This window comes from Devosia indica (genome assembly GCF_003056405.1).
Classification (GTDB): Bacteria; Pseudomonadota; Alphaproteobacteria; order Rhizobiales; family Devosiaceae; genus Devosia; species Devosia indica.
The window spans coordinates 13,674-39,056 of the sequence record NZ_PYVZ01000009.1; the positions used below are offsets into that span (position 1 = coordinate 13,674).

25 protein-coding genes and 1 tRNA gene are annotated in these 25,383 nt (G+C 63.8%); 12 read left to right on the forward strand and 14 right to left on the reverse strand.

What is annotated here, in order from left to right; translation table 11 throughout:
* The first annotated feature begins 38 nt into the window (after positions 1–38).
* Positions 39–656 (forward strand): septation protein A, encoded by a 618-nt coding sequence (locus DDE76_RS10115; RefSeq protein WP_104892926.1) that lies wholly within the window; start codon positions 39–41, stop codon positions 654–656.
* Positions 657–659: 3 nt separating this feature from the next.
* Here DDE76_RS10115 and DDE76_RS10120 read toward each other — a convergent pair whose 3' ends face one another.
* The 6 genes from DDE76_RS10120 to tsaD all read right to left on the reverse strand — a co-directional run bounded on the left by DDE76_RS10120 (position 660) and on the right by tsaD (position 4,965).
* On the reverse strand, positions 660–1,064 hold the full coding sequence (locus DDE76_RS10120) for a DUF1761 domain-containing protein (protein ID WP_104892925.1): 405 nt from the start codon (positions 1,062–1,064) through the stop codon (positions 660–662).
* 100 nt (positions 1,065–1,164) lie between these two features.
* The gene (locus DDE76_RS10125) at positions 1,165–1,917 is read right to left on the reverse strand and encodes a siderophore-interacting protein (RefSeq protein WP_104892924.1); all 753 of its coding nucleotides are present in this window, start codon (positions 1,915–1,917) and stop codon (positions 1,165–1,167) included.
* Between the two features lie 258 nt (positions 1,918–2,175).
* Positions 2,176–2,610: an EVE domain-containing protein gene (locus tag DDE76_RS10130; RefSeq protein WP_104892923.1), complete on the reverse strand. Its 435-nt coding sequence runs from the start codon at positions 2,608–2,610 to the stop codon at positions 2,176–2,178.
* A 4-nt stretch (positions 2,611–2,614) separates the two neighbouring features.
* A complete protein-coding gene (locus DDE76_RS10135) occupies positions 2,615–2,908 on the reverse strand; it encodes a YciI family protein (RefSeq protein ID WP_104892922.1) in 294 nt (97 codons plus the stop codon).
* 1 nt (position 2,909) lies between these two features.
* Positions 2,910–3,896: an NAD(P)H-dependent glycerol-3-phosphate dehydrogenase gene (locus tag DDE76_RS10140; protein WP_425430623.1), complete on the reverse strand. Its 987-nt coding sequence runs from the start codon at positions 3,894–3,896 to the stop codon at positions 2,910–2,912.
* Complete coding sequence (gene tsaD, locus DDE76_RS10145; protein ID WP_104892920.1) at positions 3,886–4,965, reverse strand: tRNA (adenosine(37)-N6)-threonylcarbamoyltransferase complex transferase subunit TsaD; 1,080 nt, start codon at positions 4,963–4,965, stop codon at positions 3,886–3,888. Before tsaD ends, DDE76_RS10140 begins: the two co-directional genes overlap by 11 nt.
* Positions 4,966–5,020: 55 nt before the next feature.
* Here tsaD and hemC point away from each other — a divergent pair, with 55 nt between their 5' ends.
* From hemC to DDE76_RS10170, 5 genes are all read left to right on the forward strand, one after another.
* On the forward strand, positions 5,021–5,959 hold the full coding sequence (hemC, locus tag DDE76_RS10150) for a hydroxymethylbilane synthase (protein WP_104892919.1): 939 nt from the start codon (positions 5,021–5,023) through the stop codon (positions 5,957–5,959).
* Positions 5,947–6,690, forward strand: coding sequence for a uroporphyrinogen-III synthase (locus DDE76_RS10155; protein WP_104892918.1), 744 nt, complete (start codon positions 5,947–5,949; stop codon positions 6,688–6,690). The genes hemC and DDE76_RS10155 overlap by 13 nt, the downstream gene beginning before the upstream one ends.
* A 24-nt stretch (positions 6,691–6,714) precedes the next feature.
* Complete coding sequence (locus DDE76_RS10160; protein WP_104892917.1) at positions 6,715–7,977, forward strand: hypothetical protein; 1,263 nt, start codon at positions 6,715–6,717, stop codon at positions 7,975–7,977.
* A complete protein-coding gene (locus DDE76_RS10165) occupies positions 7,974–9,359 on the forward strand; it encodes a heme biosynthesis protein HemY (RefSeq protein ID WP_104892916.1) in 1,386 nt (461 codons plus the stop codon). Before DDE76_RS10160 ends, DDE76_RS10165 begins: the two co-directional genes overlap by 4 nt.
* A gap of 39 nt (positions 9,360–9,398) precedes the next feature.
* Positions 9,399–9,474 (forward strand) — tRNA-Thr (locus DDE76_RS10170).
* A 28-nt stretch (positions 9,475–9,502) separates the two neighbouring features.
* Here DDE76_RS10170 and DDE76_RS10175 read toward each other — a convergent pair.
* Together DDE76_RS10175 and DDE76_RS10180 are read right to left on the reverse strand one after the other, a co-directional pair.
* Positions 9,503–10,249, reverse strand: a complete 747-nt coding sequence (locus tag DDE76_RS10175; RefSeq protein ID WP_104892915.1) for an N-acyl amino acid synthase FeeM domain-containing protein — start codon at positions 10,247–10,249, stop codon at positions 9,503–9,505.
* Positions 10,250–10,401: 152 nt separating this feature from the next.
* Positions 10,402–12,672, reverse strand: coding sequence for a putative bifunctional diguanylate cyclase/phosphodiesterase (locus DDE76_RS10180; RefSeq protein WP_104892914.1), 2,271 nt, complete (start codon positions 12,670–12,672; stop codon positions 10,402–10,404).
* A 222-nt stretch (positions 12,673–12,894) separates the two neighbouring features.
* On the opposite strand from DDE76_RS10180, the gene DDE76_RS10185 reads away from it, so the two are divergent.
* Entirely contained in the window at positions 12,895–13,185 is a 291-nt protein-coding gene (locus tag DDE76_RS10185; protein WP_104892913.1) for a 4a-hydroxytetrahydrobiopterin dehydratase, read from the forward strand.
* A 56-nt stretch (positions 13,186–13,241) separates the two neighbouring features.
* Here DDE76_RS10185 and DDE76_RS10190 read toward each other — a convergent pair whose 3' ends face one another.
* Genes DDE76_RS10190 through DDE76_RS19550 form a run of 3 tightly spaced genes read right to left on the reverse strand, consistent with a single transcriptional unit; the run spans position 13,242 to position 19,079 of the window.
* Positions 13,242–16,676, reverse strand: coding sequence for an error-prone DNA polymerase (locus tag DDE76_RS10190; protein ID WP_104892912.1), 3,435 nt, complete (start codon positions 16,674–16,676; stop codon positions 13,242–13,244).
* The gene (locus DDE76_RS10195) at positions 16,673–18,352 is read right to left on the reverse strand and encodes a Y-family DNA polymerase (RefSeq protein ID WP_104892911.1); all 1,680 of its coding nucleotides are present in this window, start codon (positions 18,350–18,352) and stop codon (positions 16,673–16,675) included. Before DDE76_RS10195 ends, DDE76_RS10190 begins: the two co-directional genes overlap by 4 nt.
* A complete protein-coding gene (locus DDE76_RS19550) occupies positions 18,237–19,079 on the reverse strand; it encodes an ImuA family protein (RefSeq protein WP_157955748.1) in 843 nt (280 codons plus the stop codon). The genes DDE76_RS10195 and DDE76_RS19550 overlap by 116 nt, the downstream gene beginning before the upstream one ends.
* Positions 19,080–19,278: 199 nt before the next feature.
* On the opposite strand from DDE76_RS19550, the gene DDE76_RS10200 reads away from it, so the two are divergent.
* Positions 19,279–19,734, forward strand: a complete 456-nt coding sequence (locus tag DDE76_RS10200; RefSeq protein WP_104892910.1) for a tellurite resistance TerB family protein — start codon at positions 19,279–19,281, stop codon at positions 19,732–19,734.
* 11 nt (positions 19,735–19,745) lie between these two features.
* On the opposite strand, the gene DDE76_RS10205 is transcribed toward DDE76_RS10200, so the two are convergent.
* Positions 19,746–20,315: a hypothetical protein gene (locus DDE76_RS10205; RefSeq protein WP_104892909.1), complete on the reverse strand. Its 570-nt coding sequence runs from the start codon at positions 20,313–20,315 to the stop codon at positions 19,746–19,748.
* Between the two features lie 96 nt (positions 20,316–20,411).
* Here DDE76_RS10205 and DDE76_RS10210 point away from each other — a divergent pair, with 96 nt between their 5' ends.
* Both DDE76_RS10210 and ppa read left to right on the forward strand, forming a co-directional pair.
* Complete coding sequence (locus DDE76_RS10210) at positions 20,412–20,861, forward strand: universal stress protein (protein WP_104892908.1); 450 nt, start codon at positions 20,412–20,414, stop codon at positions 20,859–20,861.
* Positions 20,862–20,971: 110 nt separating this feature from the next.
* Positions 20,972–21,502, forward strand: a complete 531-nt coding sequence (ppa, locus tag DDE76_RS10215) for an inorganic diphosphatase (RefSeq protein WP_104892907.1) — start codon at positions 20,972–20,974, stop codon at positions 21,500–21,502.
* Positions 21,503–21,554: 52 nt separating this feature from the next.
* Here ppa and DDE76_RS10220 read toward each other — a convergent pair whose 3' ends face one another.
* Both DDE76_RS10220 and DDE76_RS10225 read right to left on the reverse strand, forming a co-directional pair.
* Positions 21,555–22,349 carry an ion transporter gene (locus tag DDE76_RS10220; RefSeq protein WP_104892906.1) on the reverse strand — a complete coding sequence of 265 codons (795 nt, stop codon included), beginning with the start codon at positions 22,347–22,349 and terminating at the stop codon, positions 21,555–21,557.
* Positions 22,350–22,431: 82 nt separating this feature from the next.
* Positions 22,432–23,094: a TlpA disulfide reductase family protein gene (locus DDE76_RS10225; protein ID WP_104892905.1), complete on the reverse strand. Its 663-nt coding sequence runs from the start codon at positions 23,092–23,094 to the stop codon at positions 22,432–22,434.
* Positions 23,095–23,116: 22 nt separating this feature from the next.
* Here DDE76_RS10225 and argH point away from each other — a divergent pair, with 22 nt between their 5' ends.
* On the forward strand, positions 23,117–24,565 hold the full coding sequence (gene argH / locus DDE76_RS10230; RefSeq protein WP_104894860.1) for an argininosuccinate lyase: 1,449 nt from the start codon (positions 23,117–23,119) through the stop codon (positions 24,563–24,565).
* A gap of 59 nt (positions 24,566–24,624) precedes the next feature.
* Positions 24,625–25,344, forward strand: coding sequence for a gamma-glutamylcyclotransferase (locus DDE76_RS10235; RefSeq protein ID WP_104892904.1), 720 nt, complete (start codon positions 24,625–24,627; stop codon positions 25,342–25,344).
* Positions 25,345–25,383: the final 39 nt, after the last annotated feature.

Below are 25,383 nucleotides of genomic sequence, written 5' to 3' on the forward strand. Positions count from 1 at the left end.
CGCACCCCTCACATTGGCGGCAGCACACGGAACTTGGAATGACCGAAAAAGCCGAACCCGAAATCAATTGGGACGAAACGCGCCCCCAGATCATCAAGCTGGCGCTCGAGCTGGGGCCTCTGGTGGTGTTCTTCATCATGAATGGCCGCGCCGACATTTTCGTCGCAACGGCTTGGTTCATGGCGGCCATGGTCATTTCCCTGGCGCTGAGCTGGCTCATCCTGAAAAAAATCGCCGTCATGCCGCTGGTCACCGGCGTGGTGGTGCTGGTCTTTGGCGGCCTGACGCTCTGGCTGCAGGACGACACCTTCATCAAGATCAAGCCCACCATCACCAACACGCTGTTTGCGTCAGTGTTGCTGGGCGGCCTGCTGTTCGGGCAGTCGCTGCTGAAATATGTGTTTGGCGATGTTTATAAGCTCAAGCCCGAGGGCTGGTGGAAGCTGACCCTGAATTGGGGGCTGTTCTTCGTTGTCCTCGCCGTACTCAACGAGGTGGTGTGGCGCAGCTTTTCGACCGACTTCTGGGTCGCCTTCAAGGTCTGGGGCATCATGCCGCTGACCGTGATCTTCTCGATGAGCCAGCTTCCGCTGCTCAACAAATATGCGCCGCCAGCGGAGCCGGCAAAGGCCCCGCCGGTGGTCGTCGAAAGCTAAAGTTCAGCCAAACAGGCCCAGCACCAGCCCCTGCACCAGCAAGGCTGCCAGGATATACCCGCTATCGATGACGGTCAGCGACCAGGGCTTGCCCTGGTAGCGATGGTTGAGGATCATCGAGGTCGCAACAAAGCCCAGCCACATCAGGAAGGCGATCTGCAAGCCATGGCCGATGGTCATGGCACCGGCCAGCGGTGGCGTCAGCACGGCCAGGAAATAGGCCATGACGAGTTGCACGATCACCGACCACACATAGGGCATGAAGTCCTTGGGATCGATATCCTCTTTGGTCCGGCCCGACGCCGCCAGCCATTGCGTGGACAACACCCCATACCATGCCGCACCCAGCGCCATGCTGGCTACGGTCGCCAGCACGATGGCCAGCCAATTGACAGCTAGAAAGTCCATTTCTCTTCCCCCTCGCGATAAATGCACGGGCAGAGCTTAATCCGCACATGCGTTTCAGCAAAGGGCCTAAGAGCACTGATATCGACGCCGGATCACACCCTCAAGCAGGCGTCTCCGCTTGCGCATCGGCACTTTTTACCGTGCGGTGGTCGTCTTCGACGAGGCCGCGCTTCCAATAGCTCGAAATATATAGCTGGTCTGCCCCCAATGCCCGTTCGCCGCGCAGATAGGTGCGCAGATTGCGCATGGCTTCAAATTCGGTGGCCACCCAAGTGTAGGTGAGGTTATCGGGCCAGTCGAGCGCCCGCACGGCGTCCACCAGCAGGTCGGGATTACCCCCCGGCACCGGATTGACCAGCCAGTGCAGGCGGACATTTTTGGGTACCGCCAGGTCCTGGATATCATCCTCGTGCTGGATTTCGAGGAACACATCGCCACTGGCATCCGGCCCAAGCGCTTCGAGATTGACAGAGATGGCCGGCAGCGCCGTCATGTCCCCAGCGATGATGTAATGGCCATCCGCCGCCGGTAGCGGCTTGGGCTGGCCCGGCCCACCCACATCGAGGCGCGCGCCCGGCTGCGCGTCGAGCGCCCACCCCGTGGCGAGGCCCGCGGCATCCCTGTCGCCATGCAGGGCAAAGTCGACATCAATGCCGTCCCTGTCCTGGTGCCGGATCGTATAGGTGCGGACCGCCACCGCATCACCCTCAAGCGGAATGCGCAGCTTGAGATAGCCCCCGGCAAAACCTTCGGGAAAAGCATTCACGTCCGGCCCGCCAAAGCGCACGCGGAACATATTGGGCGTGACGTATTCGGTCTCCACCACCTCGAAATTGCGTATCTGCTTGACCATAACCGTCTCCATCCTGTCGAAGGCCGACTTGCCATTTTATAGCTGAATAGACAAGTCAACTTATGGGCAGGCCACTGGAGCGATTTCCCCTGCGGGGCGGTGGCCCGCCATTCGAGCATAGCTCTCATGGCCTTGTAGCCTTAAATCGCTCCACTGGAGCGATTTCCCCTGCGGAACGGCGGCCCGCCATTCGAGCATAGCTCTCATGGCCTTGTAGCCTTAAATCGCTCCACTGGAGCGATTTCCCCTGCGGGACGGCTACAAGCCCCCCATTTTGCAGATCAGTTTCCACTCCGCTTCGCTGACCTTGGACACCGACAGGCGCGAGAGCCGCACCAGTTCGATGTCGGCCAGTTCCGGCGTTGCCTTGATCTCGGCCAGGCTGACCGGGCGGGGTAAGGGTTTGACCGACTGCACATCCACGCATTCCCAAACCACCTCACCCTTAGCATTGAGTTCGGCCGTGCTGTCAGGGTGGGCGGGCACCACGATCTTCATGATGCCCACAATGTCCTTGCCGATATTGGAATGATAGAAGAAGGCCTCGTCGCCGACGGCCATCTCCCGCATATTGTTGCGCGCTGCATAATTGCGCACGCCGTGCCATTCCTCGGCCTCGCCCTTGGCCGTCTTGGCAACAAGATCGTCAAAGGAAAACACGTCCGGCTCGGACTTCATCAGCCAATAGGCCATGATGTTACAACTCCACGCCGGTAGTGTTGATGGCAATGCGCCAGCGCTTGACCTCATAGCTTGAGAACACGCCGGCCGGGACGAACGGGTCTGCCGCCGCCAGCGCTTCTGCCTCGGCCAGATCGGCCGCGTCGAACACCACAATCGAGCCTTCCGGCTGTTCCTCTGCATTGAGCAGCGCCCCGGCAAAGACCAGTTTCTTGCCCAGCGAATTGAGATGATCCAGATGCGCCGGGCGCGTGTCGAGCCGCGTCTGCAATGCGCCGGGCGCATCCTTGGCGATCATGGCAAAAAGCATGTCAAACTTCCCTCTTGAGTGGGCGGGACATCAGCCCCGCAACAATTGTCGCTATGTCGGCCTTGCCGGCCACAACCGCATCGACCGCATCGATCAGCGGCGCATCGATATCGAGGCTCTTGGCCAGCGCCGCCGCAACCGGCGCCGTTGCCACCCCTTCGGCCAGCCTGGCGCCGGCGTTGACGATGTCTTCGGTGCTGCGCCCGGCCCCCAGCGCCATGCCGAACTGATAATTGCGCGACTGCACCGAGGTGCAGGTCAGGGTCAGGTCACCCAGCCCTGCCAGCCCGGTCAGCGTATGTGCCGAACCGCCCATGGCCGTCACGACCCGCGCCATTTCAGCGTAGCCACGCGCAATTAGAGCTGCCCGCGCCGAAGCGCCGAGATTTGCGCCTTCGACCGCACCACAGGCGAGCGCATAGACATTCTTGAGAGCCCCGGCGATTTCCACGCCGATCCGGTCATCTGCCGCATAGGGCCGGAAACTGGGCCCGGCCAGCGCCGCCGCCAGATCTGAGGTATCGCTGGCATCGTCCCCCGCCAAGGTCACCGCCGTGGGGCGCCCTGCCGCCAGGTCAGCCGCAAAGCTGGGGCCGGAGAGCACATAGGGCACGGCATCGGGCGCCATATCGAGCAGAATTTCGCTCTGCCGCGCCAGCGTTCCGGTTTCCAGCCCCTTGGCCGAGAGCACCACCGGGCGCCCGGCCAGCAGATCCGGATCCAGCCCGGACAGCAACGTACGCGTTGATTGCGCCGGCACCGCCAGGACCACGAGATCGGCCCGCTCAAGCCGTTCAGAGGCGACCACGCCCGGCAGCAAGTTTTGGCCAGGCAGCGCCCGGGTATTGATATGCTCCCGGTTGATCGCCTCGGCCTGTTCTGCGCTGCGGACCACCAGTCGAACCTGGCGCCCCGCCATGGCGGCGGCCTGCGCCAGGGCCGTGCCCCAGGCGCCGCCGCCGATCACCGCTACGGTTTCAAGCTGCATGATCATCCACCTTCATGCCCGGCGTATCGAGCGGCCAGCGCGGCCGCGCTTCGACCGCCAGCCCATCCGTTGCCCCCAGAGCAAACCGCTCGGCACCCGCCCAGGCCACCATTGCGCCATTGTCGGTGCAAAGGGCAATTGGCGGCACCACAAGGCGCGCGCCCATTTCCCGAGTGGCTGTCTCCAGAACCGTCGCAATGGCCCGATTGGCCGCAACCCCTCCGGCCACCACCAATTGCGGCACGGCCCCGGGCAATTCGGCACCGAACCGCTCCAGCGCCTGACGCGAACGCTTGGCGACGATTTCGGTCACCGCCGCCTGAAAGCCCGCCGCAAGGTCGGCCACATCCTGCGCGGTGAGCGGCGCGAGCGCCTCGGCCTGCAATCGTACCGCCGTCTTGAGGCCCGAAAACGAGAAATCCAGCCGCTGTTCGCGCAGCAGAGGCCGCGGAAATTTGAAGCGTTTTGGGTCGCCCTTGGCAGCGATCCGTTCCACCGCCGGTCCGCCAGGATGTCCCAGACTCAGGAGTTTGGCCACCTTGTCGAAGGCCTCGCCCAGCGCATCGTCGATCGTGCCGCCCCAGCGCTCATAATCGCCGACGCCGCGCACCAGCACGAACTGGCTGTGCCCGCCCGACACCAGCAGCATCAGATAGGGAAATTGGACGCCATCGGTCAGCCGGGCGGTCAGCGCATGCCCCTCGAGATGGTTGACCGCGATCAACGGCTTACCTAGCGAGGCAGCCAGCGCCTTGCCGGTGGTCAGCCCCACCAAAACCCCGCCAATCAGTCCCGGTCCGGCCGTGGCGGCAATGGCGTCGACATCCTCAAGTGCAATGCCCGCCTCATCCACCGCCTGGGCGATAATGTGGTCAAGCCATTCGACATGGGCGCGTGCGGCCAGCTCCGGCACCACCCCGCCAAAAGCGGCATGTTCATCGAGCTGGGAGCGCACCACATTGGAACTTATCGTGCCCCGGCCCGATTGATCCCGTACGACAATGGCAGCGGCGGTTTCGTCGCAGCTTGTTTCAATGCCCAGAATGATGGCTTGCGCTTGCCCGGTCACGACGAACTGGTCTACTCCAAATTGAGCCTATCGCGTACACTAGGACCGCCTGATTATGCAATCGCCCACCCCCTTTGCCCGGATCGGAACACGCGGCAGCCCCCTGGCGCTGGCCCAGGCCGAACTGGTGCGCGATCTGCTCTCGGAAATCCACGGCGTTGCCCAGGACCGTATTGAGATTGAGGTGTTTTCGACCGGCGGTGACCGCAGCCAGAAGGAAAACACCACCCTGTCTGACATTGGCGGCAAGGGCGTTTTCACCAAGGAGATCGACGAGGCACTCCTTAGCGGGCGCATCGATATTGGCGTGCATTCGAGCAAGGATGTTGCCACAGGCCTGCCAACGGGCATCCATCTTGCCGCCTTTCTTGAGCGCGAGGATGCGCGCGACGCCTTCATTTCAGTGTCCGCCAAAGGCATCGACAACCTGCCCGAGGGGGCCCGCTTCGGCACCTCGTCCATCCGCCGCGCCGCCCAGGCCCTGCGCCTCAGGCCAGACCTGCGCATCGTGCCGTTCCGCGGCAATGTGCACACCCGCCTACAAAAGCTGCTCGACGGCGTGGCCGACGCAACACTGTTGGCCATGGCCGGCCTCAACCGGCTGGACGAAGGCCACCGCGCCACCGCCATTCTTGACCCTGAAGACTTCATGCCGGCCCCCGCCCAAGGCGCCATTGGCCTCGCCATAAGGGAAGGCGATGACCGACTGGCCGGCCTCATCGCGCCGCTCGACCACGCACCCACGCACACCGCCATCACCGCCGAGCGCACCATGCTCACCGTGCTCGATGGTTCCTGCCGCACCCCGGTCGGCGCCCTGACCTTGAACGAGAACGGCCTGCTCACCCTCAAGGGCGAAATCCTCAGCCTCGACGGGCAGACCAGTTTCCGTGCCACTGCCCAAGGCCAGGACCCCGTCGCCCTGGGCGAAGCCGTCGGCCGCGACCTGCTCGATCAGGCGGGGGCGGACTGGCTCAGCCAATGGTCAAGCTGATGCGCATGCTCATCACCCGGCCCGAGCCGGACGCCCAGGCCACCCAGGAACGGTTGGCAGCGCTGGAAATTGCGGCCGACATCGTGCCGCTGATGACGCGCCAGACACTGCGCGCTCACCTGCCGCCGGCAGAGGGTTTTTCCGCATTGGCGCTGACCAGCTCCAATGCGCTGCGCGCACTGTCCGAACTGGATGCAGCCGCAGACCTGCGCGACAAGCCGGTCTATGCGGTGGGCGACCGCACCGCCCATGAAGCGCGCCAGCTCGGCTTCAATCATGTGATTGCCGCCGATGGCACGCTTGATTCGCTGGTCACCACCATTGCCCTGGCGCGGCTCGATGGTCCGGTGTTCTACCCCGCCGGCAAGCATTTGAGCGGCGATCTTGCCCACGCGCTCGCCCCACACGGGCTGATGGTGGTCACCACGCCGGTCTATGAAATGGTGGCCGAAACCGCCCTGCCCAAGACCATCGCTGGCCAATTGGCGGCAGGTAATTTTGACGCAATCCTGTTCTATTCCCGCCGCACTGCCGAAATCTTCTGTGCCCTGGGCGCTTCGGCCATTCCCGAACCCGCCCGGCGCAAGCTGCCCGTCATCTGTCTGTCGGAAAATGTCGCCGCGCCGCTGATCGAACATCATTTCAGCCGCGTTCTTCTGGCAGACCATCCCAGCGAAGACGCAATGATGGCGCTCGCACTGGCTTTTGCCCGCGAGCAAACTGGGCCATGATCGGACGGAACGAGAGGAAGGGCCATGGCTGAGACCACCGGCAAGCAAACGCCAGACACCGACCCCAAGGCGACCGAAAAGCCAGCGGAAAAACCCGCCGGCAAGACCGGACCGGTCAGGCCACCCGTATTGGAGGGCACGGCCAAGCCGGCTGGCGGCACCGCAGCCGCTGAGTCCATGAAGCCCACATCCGCCGCCACGAAGCCGGACAAGCCGGCGCCGGGCCCGGGCGCAACTGCCTCGAAACCGGCAAGTGAGCCCATACCGGCCTCAGGCGGCAGCGGCGGCATCTGGCTGGCCGGTCTGGTCGGCGGTGCTCTCGGCCTGGGCGCAGCCTATGGCCTGGCCTGGTATGGCCTTTGGCCGACCCCGGAACAGGCGGCCCCGCCGGCTGATCCGCGCCTGGCCCAGTTTGCTACCGCCATTCCTGAGCTGGAAACCGTCACCGGCACGGTGCAGGACGAACTCTCGACCCTGACGGGACGGGTGAGCGCGCTTGAATCCGACCTGGCCGATCTGCCCGACCAACCCGCCGGCGCCATCGACACGAGCAATCTGGCCAGCACCGAAGATCTTGCCGCCCTTGCGGCCCGGCTAGACGAACTGGCTGCCCGAACCTCTGGCAGCGCCGCTGCGCCCGAAAGCCTGGCAGCGATCGAAGCCGAACTTTCGGCCCTGCGCGCCAGTGCGGCGGAAACCACGGCCCAATTGGCCCAGGCGCGGGACGAACTGGCCGCCCTGACCCAGAGCACGCAAGACGACGCGGGCAGTGGCCTCGCCGCCGCGCGCCTGCCGTTGATTTTCTCGTCCCTGGAAAGCGCCTTTGACGCCGGTCGGCCTTACGAAACCGAACTGGCCGCATTGCGCCAGGCCCAGCCCGATTACCTTGTCCCGGAGGCCATTGCCGGACGCGCCGCCACCGGCCTGCCGCAACCCGATGCCGTCGCGGCACGGCTCGACGCCGTGCTGCCCGACATGCTGGCCGGACGCCCCGCCGGAAGCGAGGCAAGCTGGCAGGATGCCGGCCTCGACTGGTTCCGTGGCCTTGTCGCCATGCGGCCCACTGGTGCCGTCGAAGGCGACAGCCCCGATGCCATCATCGCACGGCTCGAGGCCGCCGTGGCAGCCCGCAATTTTTCTGCTGCACAGGTCGAGATAGAGGCCCTGCCTGCCTCCATGCGTGCTGCCGCCGGCACGCTTGTCGACGACATCGCCAGGCTCGCGGCGGCAGATGAGTTCCTGAAGCAATTGCGTGAAAACGCCCTTTCCGGGGAGACCGGCGCATGATCCGTCTTGCCTCCTGGATCATCGGCAGCCTGATCATTGCCGGCATCGCCGCCTGGGTGATCGCCCTGCCCGGCACGCTGACGCTGGAGCTGGCCGGCTATCGCATGCAGCCGCGCCTGGGCACCGCCGTGGTCATCCTGCTGGTGGCAGCGGCTCTCGTCATCGCCATCTGGGCCATTGCCCGTCGCATCATCGGCGCACCCCGGGCCATGGCAAAGCGCCGCGCTGCCCGCCGCCGTGAACAAGGCGTCGACGCTCTCTCGAATGCCGTGATTGCCCTGCAGGCCGGCGATCCGGCCCGCGCCCGCCTGATGGCCCGCGAGGCCCAGGCGCGCCTGCCCGACAATGGCGCCGCCAAGCTGCTCGAGGCTCGCGCCGATCTCGCCCTGGGTGACATGCCCGCAGCGCGCGAGCATTATCGTGCGCTGATTGCCAGCGAAAAGACCGCTGTTGCCGCCCTGACCGGACTTTATGATCAGGCCCGCGCCCAGGACCGGCCGGACGCGGCGCTGACCTTTGCCCGCAAGACCCTGTCGCTGGCCCCCGAAACCGGTTGGGCCAGCCAGGCCGTATTCGATGATCTGGCGCGGCGCGGCCAATGGGCCGAAGCCGTCGGCATGGTCAATGCCGAACCCGCCACGACGCGCGAAGAAAAGGCCAGGAAACGCCGCCGCCAGGCGGTGATCGAAACCGCCCGCGCCCGCGAAAGCGAATTGAGCCAACCCAATAGCGCGCTCGAACATGCCCTGACCGCGCTCAAGCTGGTGCCCGATTTTGTGCCCGCCGCGCTGATCGCTGCCCGCATCTATTCCAATCGCAATGAAGCCCGCCGGGCCCAGAGCCTGTTGCGCCGCATATGGCGCGCCACCGGCCATCCCGATGTCGCTGCACTCTATGCCCATTCCCAGCCCGGCGCTTCGGCCGTGGATCGGCTCAAGCGCATGGGCGAGATCATTGAAATGCCACCCCCGCATCGCGCCGCCGGCATGGCCATGGCCCGCGCCGCCATTGATGCTTATGACTGGGCCCGCGCCCGCGAGGCCCTGGCGCCCTTTGCCGATGCAGACGCCACCCAGGGCGTCGCCAGCCTGATGGCCGAGATCGAGGAGGGCCAGAATGGCGACCAGGGCAAGGCCCGCGAGTGGCTGGCCCGTGCCGTGCGCGCACCGCGCGACCCGGCCTGGACCGCCGATGGCATAGTCAGTGACGAATGGGAGCCGGTATCCCCGGTCACCGGACAGCTCGATGCGTTCGAGTGGAAAGTGCCGGTGGCCAGCAATTCTCGCCCGCAAGTCACGCCTTCACCGGCCGCCGCGGCCCCGCCGGCCCTATTGCCTGCCGAACAATCCTTGCCCCTTGCGCGCGCTGAAAACGCCCAGTAAAAGACCCGCCATCCACTTGGGGCCACGCCCCATAGGGGCGCCGCAGTAGCTCAGTTGGTAGAGCACGTCATTCGTAATGATGGGGTCGGGGGTTCGAGTCCCTTCTGCGGCACCACTCCCCGGAAAATTTGTCTGGTAGGCAGCTAGCCCTGCGCCGCCTCGAGCTGGCGCAGGCGATGCGCCATGCGCGCTGTCGGGGCAATGGCCGGGACCTTGACGCTGTCGGGTGCAAACAAGGCCGCGCGTTCTTCATGGGTCGACATGAAGAAGGGAAAGCGGGACATGACCTTGTTGTAGATCACCTCGACCCGGGCGCCGAACAGGCAAACCGGGAAGGTCAGCTCCCCCCAATGGCCGACGCCAGCCATTTGTTCAAGACCGAACACCCGCTTATAGAACGGGCCATGCTCAGGCCGCACCGAAGAGATGCAATGGGTGGCCTGGAAATATTCGCAGGCCATCACCGCCACGCGCAGGGTCAGATAGGGCAGGGCTGGAAATTCGAGCGAAGCGTCATGATCGGCGGTAAACCGGCTGGGATCGATATAGGCGCCGCCATTGTCGATCAGGCCGCCAAGCACGTCGGGCCAGATCAAGCGGCTCGGTGAGGTCGGCTGTTCGGCGCTGACCGCATGCAGCCGGATCGAGCTGACGAGGCGATCGTCGATATAGATGCCAAAACAATGGCAATTGGGCGCATCGTCGAACTTGTCACGTGTGATCTGCTGGGAATTGATCGGGATAAAATCTTCCCGCCGATACGCCTCATAGCGCAACTTGTAGACCGGATCGAACTGCTCCTCCACCGAGACGCGGCGATAGTGCACGCGATCAAGCAGGTCGATCAGACTGGTGGCAAATTGCGAGGTGGCACCCGCTGCCCTATCCATTGCCGCACTCATATACCAATACCATTACGCGATGGGATGGTGCGAACTTAACCTTTTATTAGGGATGACCGCATGCGGAAAAATCACAATGGCAGCGGCACTTAGGCGAAAATGCGCGCAAAAGTTAATGGTTATCAAAACCTTAACGCGGGTTAACCATGTTTACGTTTTGCCGGGAGCAGCGGGCTGGCCTGGCCATTGAGGTGGCTGATCAGCTCGGCGATATCACGGGCCGGCAAGGGGCGGCTGAAGAAATAGCCCTGCACCTGCTGGATGCCGGTATGCTTGAGCATGGCCCGAAGCTGCTCTTCGGTTTCCACACCCTCGGCCACCACCGTCAGGTCCAGATCGCGCCCCAGCCGCGCGACATTGGCCAGAAGGCTCAACGCGCGCTCGTCTTGGGCAATATCCTTGACGAAGGAGCGGTCGATCTTGAGCTTGTTGAAGGGCAATGCACTGAGATAGCTCAGCGAGGAATAGCCCGTACCGAAATCATCCAGGGCGATCGAGATGCCGCGCGCCGACAGGCTCTCCAGCACGCTCTGGGCCAGATCGGTTTCCTCGATCACCGCCGTTTCGGTTACTTCCAGTTCCAGCCGCGGCGCTGATAAGCCGGACTCGGCCAGGGCCTCGTCAACCAGGCCAGGCAGGTCCAGGCCGCGGAAGTCACGCCCCGAAACATTGACGGCCACGCCGATCTCGCCGGCCCATTGGCTACATTCGGCCACCGCACTGCGGACGACGAAGGCCGTGATCTCGGAAATGATGCCCATTTCCTCGGCCAGCGGAATGAATATAGCGGGCGGAATTGGGCCCAATTCCGGATGCGTCCAGCGCGCCAGCGCCTCACAGGACACCACGCGATGGCTGGAGATATCGAGCAGCGGCTGGAACACCAGTGACAATGTACCCGCCGCCACCGCATCGCGCAGGTCGGCCTTGAGCCGCTGCCGATAATGATAGTCGATATCCATCTGCTGATGGAAAAGCTGGCAGCGGCCCTTGCCCTCCCCCTTGGCGGCATACAGCGCCAGATCGGCCTTGGTCATCAATTCATCCAGCTCGTCCTGGCTGGCTGGGCTGCTGACCATGCCGATGCTGACCTGTACCGAGAGGTGATGTCCATCGAGAACGAAGGGCTCGTGAAACGCATCCAGCACACGTCTGGCGTCAGCGCGCGCGCTGTCGACATCGGTGCCTGAAAGGGCGATGAATTCATCGCCCCCCAGCCGGGCCAGCGTCGTGCCGTCCGGCAGCGCAGAGCGCAGCCGGGTCGCCGCCTGGCGCAGCAATTTATCGCCCACGACATGGCCGAAGCTGTCATTGACATGCTTGAACTCGTCGATATCGAAAATCATCAGGACGCTGGGCGTCCCGGTCTCGGCGCGATTTTCCAGCTCGTCGAGCGCCAGCTCGCCAAAATGATTGCGATTGGGCAGATTGGTCAGCGTGTCATGGCGCGCCATAAAGCTGATGCGCTCCTCGGCCTCGACTCGCTCGGTAATATCTTCGAACAGCAGCACGCTGCGCTTGCCGCGCGAACTGACGGTCACCTCGTAATACCGCCCCGGATCGAGCGAGAGCAGCACCTTGCCCGAGGCCCGGCGCGAAATCATGCTGCCAAGCTGTTCAACTGCCGTACGTGGCACCCGGTTGCTTGCCCCAAGTGCTGCGAGCACCGTGCCGAAAGGCTGGTTGGCGAGCTGTCGGATGCCCAGCAAGGCAAAAACCCGGCTGGCCCGCTCATTGGCAACCGTCACCAGGCCATTTTCGTCGAGCATGCACAGCCCGTGTTCCAGCGTGGTGATGGCGATGTCGAGCTCGGCGGCCAGCCGCGAGGCTTCCACCCGGCCATGCACGGCCGACAGCAGGATGGCGCGGATATCGCCGGCCAGCTTGCGAAAGCTTGACAGCAGCACCAGCAGCAGTACCGCCAATATGGCATGATAGACATCGCCATGCACCAGCAGGCCCGCACCCATCGGCACGATCACGCCCAGCAATTGCAGCGTCACCAGCCGATCGAGGCCAAAATTGCGGGCGCAGATTCCCACCATCACCGCAATGGAGAGCGAAATACTGGCCAGTTCGGCAAACGGATCGTTGACCAGCCACAGGGCAAACAGGCACCACAACCCATGCGCCAGGGCCAGTGTCGCCCCGGCCAGCGTGGCGCGGTCCTCCCAGTGCTGCGCGGCCATCACATCATCATTGTCGATGGCGGCCCGCCAGAAGGCACGCATGTTGAGATAGCGCACAATGCCAAGCAGAATGATGGCCAGCGCCACGGCGTAAAGCGGCAGGGATTGCGACCGCCAGGCGGTCAGCGCAGCGGTCAGCCCGCTGGCAAAGGCGCCAGCAAGCATCGCCACCCGGTCTCCATAGACCGAGCGGACAATGGACACGTAGTCCAAGGCCGGCATTGTCTTTCTGGCTGAGCTCAGCACGGAAATTTCCCTATTGCCACGGCATTTGGGGGGACGATGCCTTAACAAGCCCTTGCCAGCGCGTTGATTGGTCGCGGCGATTTGGACTGCAGGCTGAATGCCAGGTTAATATTGCCGGGCCTGGACCGGCCAGTAGCGCCGGAGCCTTATTGTGTCTTCATGCGTTGGCCAGGTACGCATCAGTGATCGGAGGCCATCATGGTCGAGAAACTCTCCCCCGCAGCGCGGGAAGCAGCACTGGCATCGCTGGGCGACTGGTCCTATGAACCAGCCCAGGACGCGATTGGCCGCGCCTTCAAGTTCAAGGATTTCTCCGAGGCTTTCGCCTTCATGGCCAGGGTGGCGCTGCTGGCCGAAAAGGCCGGGCATCATCCCGACTGGTCCAATGTCTATAACAGGGTCTCGATCCACCTCTCGACCCATGACGCCGGGGGTTTGAGTGAAAAGGACATTGCCCTGGCCAACCAGATCGATGCCCTGCTCACCTGAGCGTTTCCACATCTCACTAGATCGCTGAAATGCTCTGGGTCGGAACCGGCCCGGACCTAGTGAAAATTGCGTCCGCCCGGCAGGGCCGAATAGGCTCGGCGGCGCGCCATCTCCTCTTCCCGGTTCACCTGCCGGTTGCGGCTCTGGCTGCCCGGCGGGCCGGACTTGCCTTCATCGGCGCGGGCCACCACCGCATCGCCAATATCCTTGCCGTGGGACAGATCGAGCAGATGCGGGGTCAGGTCCTCCATGTCCTGGGCAATGACATGAATAACCCCCTGTTCGGACTGCACCTTGCCGCGTACCGCCAGCATGCGGCTTGAGAGCAATATCTTGCGCAGCCGCTCATCCTCGAACAGCTTGGGCCAGACCACGATATTGGCCACCCCGGTCTCGTCCTCGAGCGTGGCGAAAATCACCCCGCTGGCCGTACCGGGCCGCTGGCGCACCAGCACCAGCCCGGCCACCTCCACCACGATATCATTGGCGACATGACTGAGATTTTCTGCCCGCGTGGTGCCGCGCGCGGTCAGCATGGGCCGCAGGAACTGCACCGGATGTCCCTTGAGCGAAAGCGAAAGCGTCGCATAATCGTGGATCACCTCCTCGCCCGGCGCCATCAGCGGCAGCCCGGCCGGCTCCTCCTGGGCTGGCGCCACCGCCGGTTCGGCCGCAAACAGTGGCAGGGTTTCGGCCCCATAATTGCCCACCAATCCCTTGACAGCCCACAAGGCTTCGCGCCGGTTGAGCCCGAGTGAAGCAAAAGCATCGGCCCGCGCCAGTTTTTCAAGGCTGGCCACCGGAACCCCGGTGCGCAGCCAGAGGTCGCGCACCGAGCCATAGCCGTCCCGGCGCTGCTCCACGATACGCAGCGCGTCCTTTTCCGCCAGCCCCTCAACCTGCCGCAGCCCCAGCCGCAGGGCCCTTTTTGTCCAGATATGCGCTTCCATTTGTGCATGCCGCGGCCACAAATGCGCGCCCGCATCCCAACCACCCTCTTCGAGCGTGCTGTCATAGGTTGAGCAATTGATATCGGGCGGGCGAACCTCCACGCCATGCTCGGTGGCGTCGCGCACCAATTGGCTGGGCGCATAGAACCCCATGGGCTGCGAATTGAGCAGGGCGCAGGCAAAGACATCGGGATAATGGCATTTCAGCCAGCACGAAGCATAGACCAGCAGTGCAAAGCTGGCCGCATGGCTTTCGGGAAAGCCATATTCGGCAAAGCCCTGGATCTGGGCAAAGCTCTGCTTGGCAAATTCGGGCGTATAGCCATTGCCGATCATGCCGCCGATGAAGTCATCGGCAAACTGGGCCAGCTTGCCGGTGCGTTGCCAGGCTGCCATGGCCCGGCGCAACTGATCGGCCTTGCCGGGCGAAAAACCGGCCCCGACAATGGCGATCTGCATCGCCTGTTCCTGGAAGAGCGGCACGCCCAGTGTGCGATGCAGCACCGCTTCGAGTTCAGGGCTGGGATAGTCGACCTTGTCGATGCCCTGCCGGCGCCGGAGATAGGGGTGCACCATATTGCCCTGGATCGGGCCGGGCCGGACAATGGCCACCTCGATCACCAGGTCGTAGAACACTTCTGGCCGCAGGCGCGGCAGCATGGACATCTGCGCCCGGCTTTCGATCTGGAACACCCCGATCGTGTCGGCACGATGGGTCATCTCATAGACCGGCCGGGCCCGCTGCGGAAAATCGAACTCCTCATTCTGCAGTTCGGCCAGTGTCACCTTGTGCCCATAATGGGTGTCCATCAACTCGAAGGCACGCCTGAGGCAGGTCAGCATGCCCAGAGCCAGGATATCGACCTTGAGGATCTTGAGAGCGTCGATGTCGTCCTTGTTCCATTCGATGATGGTGCGGCTGTCCATCGCCGTCTTGCCGATCGGCACCAGGGTTTCAAGGCTGTCCCGGGTGATTACGAATCCGCCCACATGCTGGGAGAGGTGGCGCGGAAAGCCGCGCAGAACCTTGACCACCTCGAACATCTGCGCCAGCACCGGATCGTCGGGATTAAGCCCCAGTCCCGCAACGCTTTTAAGATCAACCCCTGACCCCCAGCCCCAATGGAGCTGGTTGAAGGCACTGATCGTATCCTCGGAAACCCCGAACACCTTGGCGGTTTCCCGAATAGCGCTCTTGGAACGGTAGGTGATGACATTGGCGGTCAGCCCGGTCCGCCGCCCTCCATATTTCTGGTAGATATACTGCATCACCTCCTCGCGCCGCTCATGCTCGAAATCGACATCGATATCGGGCGGCTCGTCGCGTTCGGTGGAGATGAAGCGGCCAAACACCAGATTGGCCTTGCGCGGATCGACCTCGGTGATTTCCAGGCAATAGCAGACCGTGGAATTGGCCGCCGAGCCGCGCCCCTGGCACAGAATGTTTTTTTCATGCCGGGCGAATTGCACGATGTCATGCACCGTCAGGAAATAGGCGGCATAGCCCTTATAGGCGATCAGGCACAGCTCGGTCCAAAGCACCTTTTTGAGCGCATCGCTGAGGCCACCGGGAAAGCGCTTTTTTGCACCCGCCCAGGTCAGCCGCTCCAGCGTCTGCTGCGCGGTTTCGCCATTGCCCACGGTTTCCTCGGGATAGTTATATTCGAGCTGGTCGAGCGAAAAGCCGATCCGGGCGATGAAAGCCTGGGTTTGGGCAAGCGCGTCGGGATGTTCGGCAAACAGCCGCGCCATTTCCTGCGGGCTTTTCAGATGCCGCTCGGCATTGACCGACAAGGCCAGCCCGGCCTCTTCCAGGGTCACATGCTCGCGGATACAGGTGACCACATCGAGCACCATGTGCCGGTCCGGTTCGTGATAGAACACATCATTGCTGGCGATCATCCGGGCGCCATGCCGCCGCGCCAGCGCATCCACGCGGTTGAGCCGGGCGCGGTCGCCGCCGTCGAAGCGGGCGACACCGGCCACCCAGACCCGGCCGGGCGCCGCCTGCGCCAGGCGTTCAAGGGTCCGCTCCGTCAGACCCCAATCACCCTCCTGGGGGGTCAGGATGAACAACTGCCCTTGGGCGAAGCTGTCATGGCCCTGCCCCGGATCGGTGCTGGCGAACAAATCGTCGAAACCGATCTCGGGGGCGCCCTTTTCGCCACGCTTGTTCCCCAGGGTAAGCAGCCTGCACAGCCGCCCATAGGCCGCCCGGTCGCTGGGATAGGCGATGATATCGGGCGTGCCATCGGCAAAGCACAGGCGCACCCCGACCAGATAGCGGAAAGCGGGATTGATCTGCTTATTGTCCCGCGCCGTCACATAGCCGCGCACCACCCCGGCAAAGCTATTGCGGTCGCACAGCCCCAGCGCTGCCATGCCCATATGCATGGCGCTCGCCACCAACTCTTCAGGATGCGAACCCGAGCGCAGGAAGGAAAAATTGCTGGTGCTGATCAGCTCGGCATAAGCCGGAACGGCTGCCCGGGGCGTGGTCGAAGGGGCGTGGTCGGGCCGGAGCTGGATGACCTGGCTCATGGGAAAACCCCATGCAGATACCACACGGGGTGCACCGCGCCGCCATAGAGCCCCAGGCGGAACACCCAGAACCGGTGCCCCTCCCCATCCTCGACAATGTAATAATCCCGCATCCCCGTCATCGGATCAAATAGCGGCAGGTCGGGCGTGTAAGGCAGCGGCTTGGGCGCTTCGCCCGGCGCGGGCGGTGTGGGCCGTTCGGCCGGAACCAGCTTGAGCCGCTCGCCGCTACGCCACCATTCCGCACTGATCCGCTCGGGGCCTGCCGCCTTGACCAGGCGATAACGCTGTCGCCGCCAGATCATCGCGGCCGGCAGCCCATCGGGCACTTCGGCGCTGATGGCCACGGGCTCGGGCTGCGGCAGCAGGCGCAATGGCCGGTCGCGGTCCCCCTCTCCGGCGGGCGCTATCTGGGCCTGCTGGGTCAGGGCCGGCACCAGCCGCGCCGCCCGTTCCGGAATATGACTGGCCACCAGCTCGGTCTTGAGCACGCTCAGCGGCCCCAGCCGGCTCGCCAGACGGTCAGTCAACTGCTCGATATCCTTTGCGCCATTATCGGTTTCAAACACCCCGGCCTGGCCGGGCTCGAGCCGGTCGAGCGAGGCGGCCGCCAGCCGCACCAGATCAATGCCGAAACCGGGGTCGTAATGTTCCTGTTCCAGCCGCTGGGCACGATGCCGGAACAGGCTTGCAATATGCCCCGCATCGCGCGTCAGCCGGGCAGCATTGAGCGAAAGGGTCATCACCTTGTGGTCGACCCGATAGAGAAACAGGTGAAAGCCCTGCCCCCCGAGCCCTTCGGCTTCGAGCAGCTGCGAGAGATCCTGCGCCAGCCCCTCCATGGTCAGCAACACATCCTCCAGCGTGGAGATGGGCTCGAAGAATTTACGCTCGACGAAATGATCGGCCGGCGGCAAGCGGGGCGTCATCCGCTCTTCGATCTGTCCATAAGCCTGGTCGATCCGCAGGATCAGCGAAGCCCCGAATCGCGCCAGCATGGGCTTGCGCGGGCGGGTCCGCAGGGCACCAATGCGCGTCAGCCCCATTTGGGTGAGCAGGCTGACCTGCCTTTCATCGAGCCGCAGGGCGGCAACCGGCAGCTTGTCGAGCGCATCGCTCAACTGCTCGGACCCAATAATCCCGCTCGACCCGAAATGGCTCTGGGCCCAGGCCGCGCCAATGGTCGGAGCAATGGCGCCCGCAACGCTATAGCCAAGCGCCCGCAGCCGGCCCAGCACCATGCGCAGCATGGCCGCCTCGCCACCGAACAGATGCGCCACCCCGGTAATGTCAAGCACGAGATCGCCAAATGGTGCCTTGTCCTGCAACACGCCGACCAGCGGGCTGGCATTGGAATGCCAGTCGGCAAATTCGGCAAAGGCGGAGGCCAGAAAACCGGTATCCTGTTCGAGGACGGTCAGGCCAGGCACCAGGGCGCGGGCATCGGCAAGGGCCTGCCCGAGCCGCAAGCCTGCCGCCTGGGCCTGCTGGTCCAGCGCCACCAGCCGCAACCCGCCCTTGATCTTTTCATAAAGCGCCAGCGGCGCCTTGAGGCCGGGATCAACCCGTTTGAGATATTGGGTTGCCCAATAGGGCAGGTAGAGGCAGAGAAACCGGCGTTCCGGGCAGATGCTGGCGGGTTTTGCCAGCCCGGTCTGGGAGGGATTTGAACGCATTTCCTGTCCACTCCAATATCCATTCGCGTGTGTTTTGGCCGGTATTGCCCCTTTCGAGTGTGAGGCCCCAGCGGGCCGGTCCGGGCGCCCGGTCGTCAAACGGCTTGCGCCCCGACCGGTGCGGCGCCAGATGCCAGCGCAGATGCGCCGCACTGGCCGGCCTGTCCGCGCCATAGCGCAACAGGAACAGCGATGTGCCGCTCTCCGCCGTGCGCAGGCTGAGGCGCCTGCTGGCGGTGAAATCGAGCATCTCGGGCGCTCCGCCGATATCGGCGACAATGCCGGCAACCGCCCGGCAGGCCAGCGCTTCCTCGGCAACCCAGAGCAGATCCTGCATGTCACTGGCCCGCACGATGACAAGCTGGGCCGGATCCAGCCCGAAGGAGGACAGCCCCGGCCCATAGGGCAGGCCGAAGAATTGCGCATCGGCGGCAAGCTGCAGATAGAGCACCGCCAGCCGCTTCGGGGTGAACAGGGTGCGGACCTGCCCCAGTGCAAAGCCCAGGCTTGCCCCGCCATTGCGCACCGCATCAGTGCACACATCCTGCAGCAACCCGCCCGGCAGGCGCGGAAAACCGTCCGCAGCCCCGTCAAAGGCGCGTGCCCGCATCTCGGCCAGGGCCGGCTTGCGCTCGATATTGGCAATGGTGTCCCGCAGCGCGGCAAGGCGCTGTTGGCGGTTCTGGGTCTGCATGGTGCTATGGCTATACGAACAAAACAGGAACATTTAGACTCCGAATCTTTGCGGAGTCGAGTCCCTTTTGCGCGCCCGGGTGTGGCGGCCCTGCATCAATCCGGTCAAGACCGCGTGAGGGCGCCAACAACCCCATTGAGCCGGCACCACATATGGCTAAGTCTGGTTGCGTCCGCCTCCCGGCGCGCAGCAACCCGCTTTTGTACACGCCCCCCGAGGAAGGCTGACCGCCATGTTCGAGGCCCTGACCCGTCTGTTCGCAAAGCCAGAAGCGCCTGCCGATCTGCACGATCCCAAGCTGGCCGTTGCGGCCCTGCTGGTGCATCTGGCCGCAGTCGATGGCTCCATTCAGGACGATGAGCGCGCGGCCATTCGCGGCGCCCTGATGGACCACTATGATCTGGATGAAGCCGCCGTCGACAGATTGGTGCGCGAAGCCCAGAAGCGCGATGCCGAGGCGGTGGACTTCTATAAATTCACCAGCGGCCTGATCCAGCTCGACATGGATGATCGCATCGAGATCATCCGCATGATGTGGACCGTGGTGTTTGCCGACCGGCAGAACCACGAGCTGGAAGACAATATGGTCTGGCGCATTGCCGAGCTGATCGGCGTCTCGAGCCGCGACCGCACCATTCTGCGCAACCAGATCCGCGGCAAGGCCGCCGAGACCACCCAAGAGGGCTGAGACGTCCGGGCCTAATAGGCCTCGAACGCCCCGATGATCTCGACCGTGTCGGTCAAGCAGTCAAAATCGCCGGCCTTGTCGGCCGCTTCCCGCGCCAGCTCATTGGCATTGGCGTTGGCACGCGCATCGACATAGGCGATGTGGCAGCTATTGCCCTCTTCGATCTGGCTGACCACCAGCACCTGTCCGTAATCCTCGCCAGTTTCGGGATGGGCGGTGTGGTAGCGCACGATGGTGGCGATGGGAAACCAGCGGCCCAGCGCGTTGGACAGCCGCCATTCCAGCTTGGCGCCCAGAGTGTTGAACGGCGGCAGCGTCTGGAACCCCGCGCTGTTCTCATCGGCATCAAAGCCATAGCTGAGCGAGAACCTCAGATCGCCCTCGCGCACCATCAGCGGATAGCCCTTATAGCCCGGACAGGCCCAGCTCGCGCCGAAATCATCGGCCTCCAGGATCAGGCAGTCATCCAGGTTGAGATCGGTATAGGCGCTGGTGAAGCCGGACTGGGCCAGGGCCGGCGACGCGGTCAGCACCGCAAGTAAAGCCGGCACGACAAAATTGCGGATGACAGGCTGGGCCATTGAGCTAATCTCCTCGTTGAAAACATCTCGGCATGATCGAAATCAAGTCACCGCCATGATGACCCCGCTACAAGAACAGGACAAGGAGACGGCATCATGTACAAGAACCTGCTGATTGCAACGGACGGGTCCGAGCTTGGCGACAAGGCCCTGGACGCCGCTCTTGACCTGGCCCGGCAGAACGGCGCCAGCCTGACCATTCTCACCGCCACCGACCCGGTTGCCACGGGCATTGGCTCGGGCGGGTTCGGCACCATCGATGCCGGCCCCATTCTGGCGCGGCTCGAAGAAGCCTATGCCACCGAAGCCGCCAACCTGCTCGCCGCCGCCCGCCACAAGGCCCAGGAAGCCGGCATTGCCGCCGAGACCCTGCACCTGCCCCGCCACCGGCCTGCCGATGGCATTCTCGAAACCGTGACGGAAAAGGGCTGTGACCTGATCATCATGGGCTCGCATGGCCGGCGCGGACTCAACCGCCTGCTGCTTGGCAGCCAGGCCGCCGAAGTGCTGGCGCGCGCCACCATTCCCGTGCTGATCGTGAAATAAGACCCCGCCCCGCATGGCCGCTGCGGCGGATTAGTCCCTTGCCTTTGAGAGCCATTATGGGCAGAACCTGCCCGCAACACCCTCCCCTCTCTCGGCAAGTGTAGACAGCTATGAATATCGACGCGATCCCCACCGGCAAGAACCCGCCCGACGAGCTCAACGTCATCATCGAAGTGCCGCTGGGCGGCGAGCCGATCAAATATGAGATCGACAAGGAATCGGGCGCCCTGTTCGTCGACCGCTTCCTCTATACACCCATGCGTTACCCGGGCAATTACGGCTTCGTGCCCCATACGCTGTGTGGCGATGGCGATCCACTTGATGTGATCGTGATGAATTCGCGTCCGCTGGTGCCCGGCGCCGTGGTGCGCTCGCGCCCGGTCGGCGTGCTGTTCATGGAAGATGATGGCGGCCAGGACGAAAAGATCATCGCCGTGCCGGTGTCCAAGCTGACCCGCATGTATGACGCCATCCAGGACATCGGCGACATGCCCGAAATCCAGCTCGAGCGGGTCAAGCACTTCTTCACCCACTACAAGGATCTCGAGCCCGGCAAATGGGCCCGCATCGACCGCATCGGCGGCATAGACGAGGCCCGCAAGGTGATCCTGGACTCCATCGAAATGGCCAACAAAGCCTGACAGCAGGCCTGATCGCACCCTTCCAAAAAAGGCGGCCTCCGGGCCGCCTTTTTCATGACCGGTCGATCTGTTTGCGCAGCGCCACCACCTCTTCGCGCAGGGCCCGGATCTCCGAGAGCATCAGCGCCGAATCCGCATGCAGCGTCTGCCGGTCCGCCGTGGCGGTGGCCTCGGTTTCCTCCTGCATGGCGGCCACGATCACACCGATGAACAGGTTCAGAACCGCATAGGTCGAGAGCAGGATGAAGGGCACGAAGAACATCCACGCATAAGGATAGGCTTCCATCACCGGCCGCACGATGCCCATCGACCAGCTTTCCAGCGTCATCACCTGGAACAGCGTATAGAGCGAAGCGCCCAGGTGCCCGAACCAGTCGGGAAAGGCCTCGCCGAACAGATTGGTCGCCATCACGGCGGCCACATAGAACAGCATGGCCATCAGCACGACAATCGAGCTCATGCCCGGCAGCGCCGCGATCAGCCCGCCCACCACGCGCCGCAGCGCCGGCATCACCGAAATCAGCCGCAGGACGCGCAATATGCGCAGCGCACGCAGCACCTGGAACGGTCCGGCCGCGGGAACCAGCGCGATCGCCACCACGGCAAAATCGAACAGGCTCCAGGGGTCGCGGAAAAAGCGCGGCCCGAAGGCGTAGATGCGCAAGCCAATCTCGACAACGAAAATCCCCAGGATCACCGCATCGATGACATGCAGCACCGGCCCATAGGCTGCCATGATGCCCGGCTCGGTTTCCAGCCCCAGAATAATCGAGTTCAGGACGATGATGGCGATGATCGCCTGTTCCCAACGGCGGGACCTGAGCAAGGTGACAAGGGCCTGACGCATGGTGGCATGAACTCCGGATGATAACAGCAACAGGCAGTAGCGCAGCCCCGGGATTCGTCAAGCGCCCGGACCCAAGCCCTGCCTATCCGCGCAAGCCGATCAACGCCTCCACGACCGCCCTGCCATCGTCACTGTGCCATTCGGCCGGCCCCTGCAATACGGCCAGCTCGCACCCTTCCGGATCAAGCAGCAGGGTCGCTGGCAGGCCGATGGCGACCGCCTCGCGCTTGAGACGCTCGAAGGCCGCGAAGGTGTTGTCGGCATAGAGCGGCAGATTGGCGAACTGCCCTTCGTCGAGAAAATCCTGGGCTTTTTCCAGCCCGCTCTCGCCAATATCGAGATTGATCGGCAGCACCATGAATCGGTCCGAGTTATATTCGGTGGCAATGGCATCGAGCGCCGGCATTTCCTCGCGGCACGGCACGCACCAGCTCGCCCAGAAATTGACCAGCAGCGCCTTGCCGGAAAAATCGGCGACGCTCATCGGCGTTCCCGATGCATCGCTGAACGCCATGTCGGCATAGCCGCGCCCCTCGCCCGTGCCGTTGAGCGCGGCCAGTTCACCGACCGCTGCGGCATCGATGATCTGGGCTGCCGCCTGCTGCACCGGACATTCATTGGCCGTCCCGGCATTGCCCAGCATCAGCCATGCCGCTATAGACCCAGCAACAACGACCACCCCCGCCGCAATGGGCAGCGCCCAGGAAAGAACGGATCGGGGGCCTTTTGAGCGGGTAGTTTCCATGGTGTCTCCGTCGGACAAGGCTCTGAGCAACAAGATGTGGGGCGGCCGCTTTGCCGAAGCGCCCGACGCCATCATGGAGGAAATCAATGCCTCCATCGGCTTCGACCAGCGCCTCTACCGCCAGGATATTGCCGGATCGAAGGCCCATGCCACAATGCTCGCCGCGACGGGCATTCTGACGCAGTCCGACCGCGACGCCATCCTGGCCGGTCTAGACGAGGTTCAGGCCGAAATCGAGCGCGGCGATTTCACATTCTCGCGGGCGCTCGAAGACATCCATATGAATGTCGAAAGCCGGCTGCGCGAAAAGATTGGCGATGCCGCCGGGCGCCTGCACACGGCGCGCTCGCGCAACGACCAGGTGGCCACCGATTTCAAGCTCTATGTGCGCGACTATATCGACACGCTGGTACGCCAGATCAGGGCGCTGCAGCTTGCGCTGGTGACCCGCGCCGAGGAGGAGGCCGAAACCATCCTGCCCGGCTTCACCCATCTGCAGAACGCCCAGCCGGTGACCTTCGGCCATCATCTGCTGGCCTATGTCGAAATGCTCGGCCGGGATGCCGGCCGGCTTGAGGATGCGCGCGCGCGCCTCAACGAAAGCCCGCTCGGCTCGGCGGCCCTGGCCGGCACCCCCTACCCGATCGATCGCGACATGACGGCAACCGCACTGGGCTTTGACCGGCCCACCGCCAATTCGCTCGACGCCGTCTCGGACCGCGATTTCATCCTCGAGACCCTCTCGGCCGGCGCGATCTGCGCCATGCATCTGTCGCGCTTTGCCGAGGAAATGGTGATCTGGTCTTCGGCCCAGTTCAGCTTCATCAAGCTCTCTGACAAGTTCACCACCGGCTCCTCGATCATGCCGCAAAAGCGCAATCCGGACGCCGCCGAACTGGTGCGCGCCAAGATCGGCCGCATTCTCGGGGCACTCAATTCGCTGCTGGTGGTGATGAAGGGCCTGCCGCTCGCCTATTCCAAGGACATGCAGGAAGACAAGGAAGTCGCCTTTGACGCGCTCGATGCCCTCTCCCTGTCCCTGGCGGCCATGACCGGCATGGTCACCGACATGCAGCCCAATCGCGACAACATGCATGCCTCGGCCTCGGCGGGTTTCTCCACCGCCACCGATGTGGCCGACTGGCTGGTGCGCGAGGTGGGCATTCCCTTCCGCGACGCCCACCACATCACTGGTCAGGTCGTTTCCATGGCCGAGCAGAAGGGCTGTGGCCTTGAGGGCCTGACCATCGAGGATTTCAAGCTCGTCGATCAGCGCATCGACAGCCGTATCCACAAGGTCCTCACCGTCGAAGCCTCCGTGGCCGCGCGCGCCTCCTATGGCGGCACCGCCCCGGCCAATGTCCTGGCCCAGGCCGCCCGCTGGAAAACCGCGCTGACCGGCGAGACCCATGAGCCGCGCCCGCTCAAGGCGAAAAAGCATGGCGGCCATGGCGATGGCGGTATTGCCTGAAATCGGCGCTTGCGCCAATCTCCCCCTCTCCCCTTGCGGGAGAGGGTAAGGGACCGGACATGACGCGACCCCAGCGACAGATGCGCCTGAGCGCGCGCCATGTTGCCTATCTCCAGCCAGACGAGATCTTTGAAGCCCTCCCCGCGCCACCGCCCGGCATGCGGGAGGCCGGTCCGGAAGACCACCAGGCAACCATTGCGAGCCTGTTCGACGGCCCCGACCATCACGACGAAACCTGGGTATTTGCCTATGGTTCGCTGATCTGGAAACCGGCCTGCGACTATGTCGAAATGCGCACGGGCCTCTTGCATGGCTGGCATCGCGCTTTTTGCCTGGGGTGGAACACCCGCTTTCGCGGCAGCGAGGAAAATCCCGGACTGATGCTGGCGCTTGACCGGGGCGGCTCGTGCAAAGGCGCGCTCTATCGCCTGCCGCCCGACCGGCGTGACGAGTGCCTGGTCAAGCTGTTCGAGCGCGAAATGGGCTGGGTGCCCACCGCCTTTCCGCCGCGTTGGGTCAAGGTGCGGACCGGCGAACGTGTGATCCGGGCGCTGACCTTCTGCATTGACCGCAATTCGGGCCGCTATGTCTCTGGACTCTCTGAAGCCGAGATTGCCGATGTCCTGGCCAGCGCCACCGGCACTCGCGGCTCGATGGCCGAATATCTGCACGCCACCGTCGACCATCTCGAGCAGATGGGCATCCACGACCCCCATCTTTGGCGGCTGCAACACCTGGTGGCAGAGCGCATCGAAGCCGCTTATGAGGCGGATCGATAAGTCTGGCTTTTGTTTTGGCCGACTGTGGATTAGGAACGC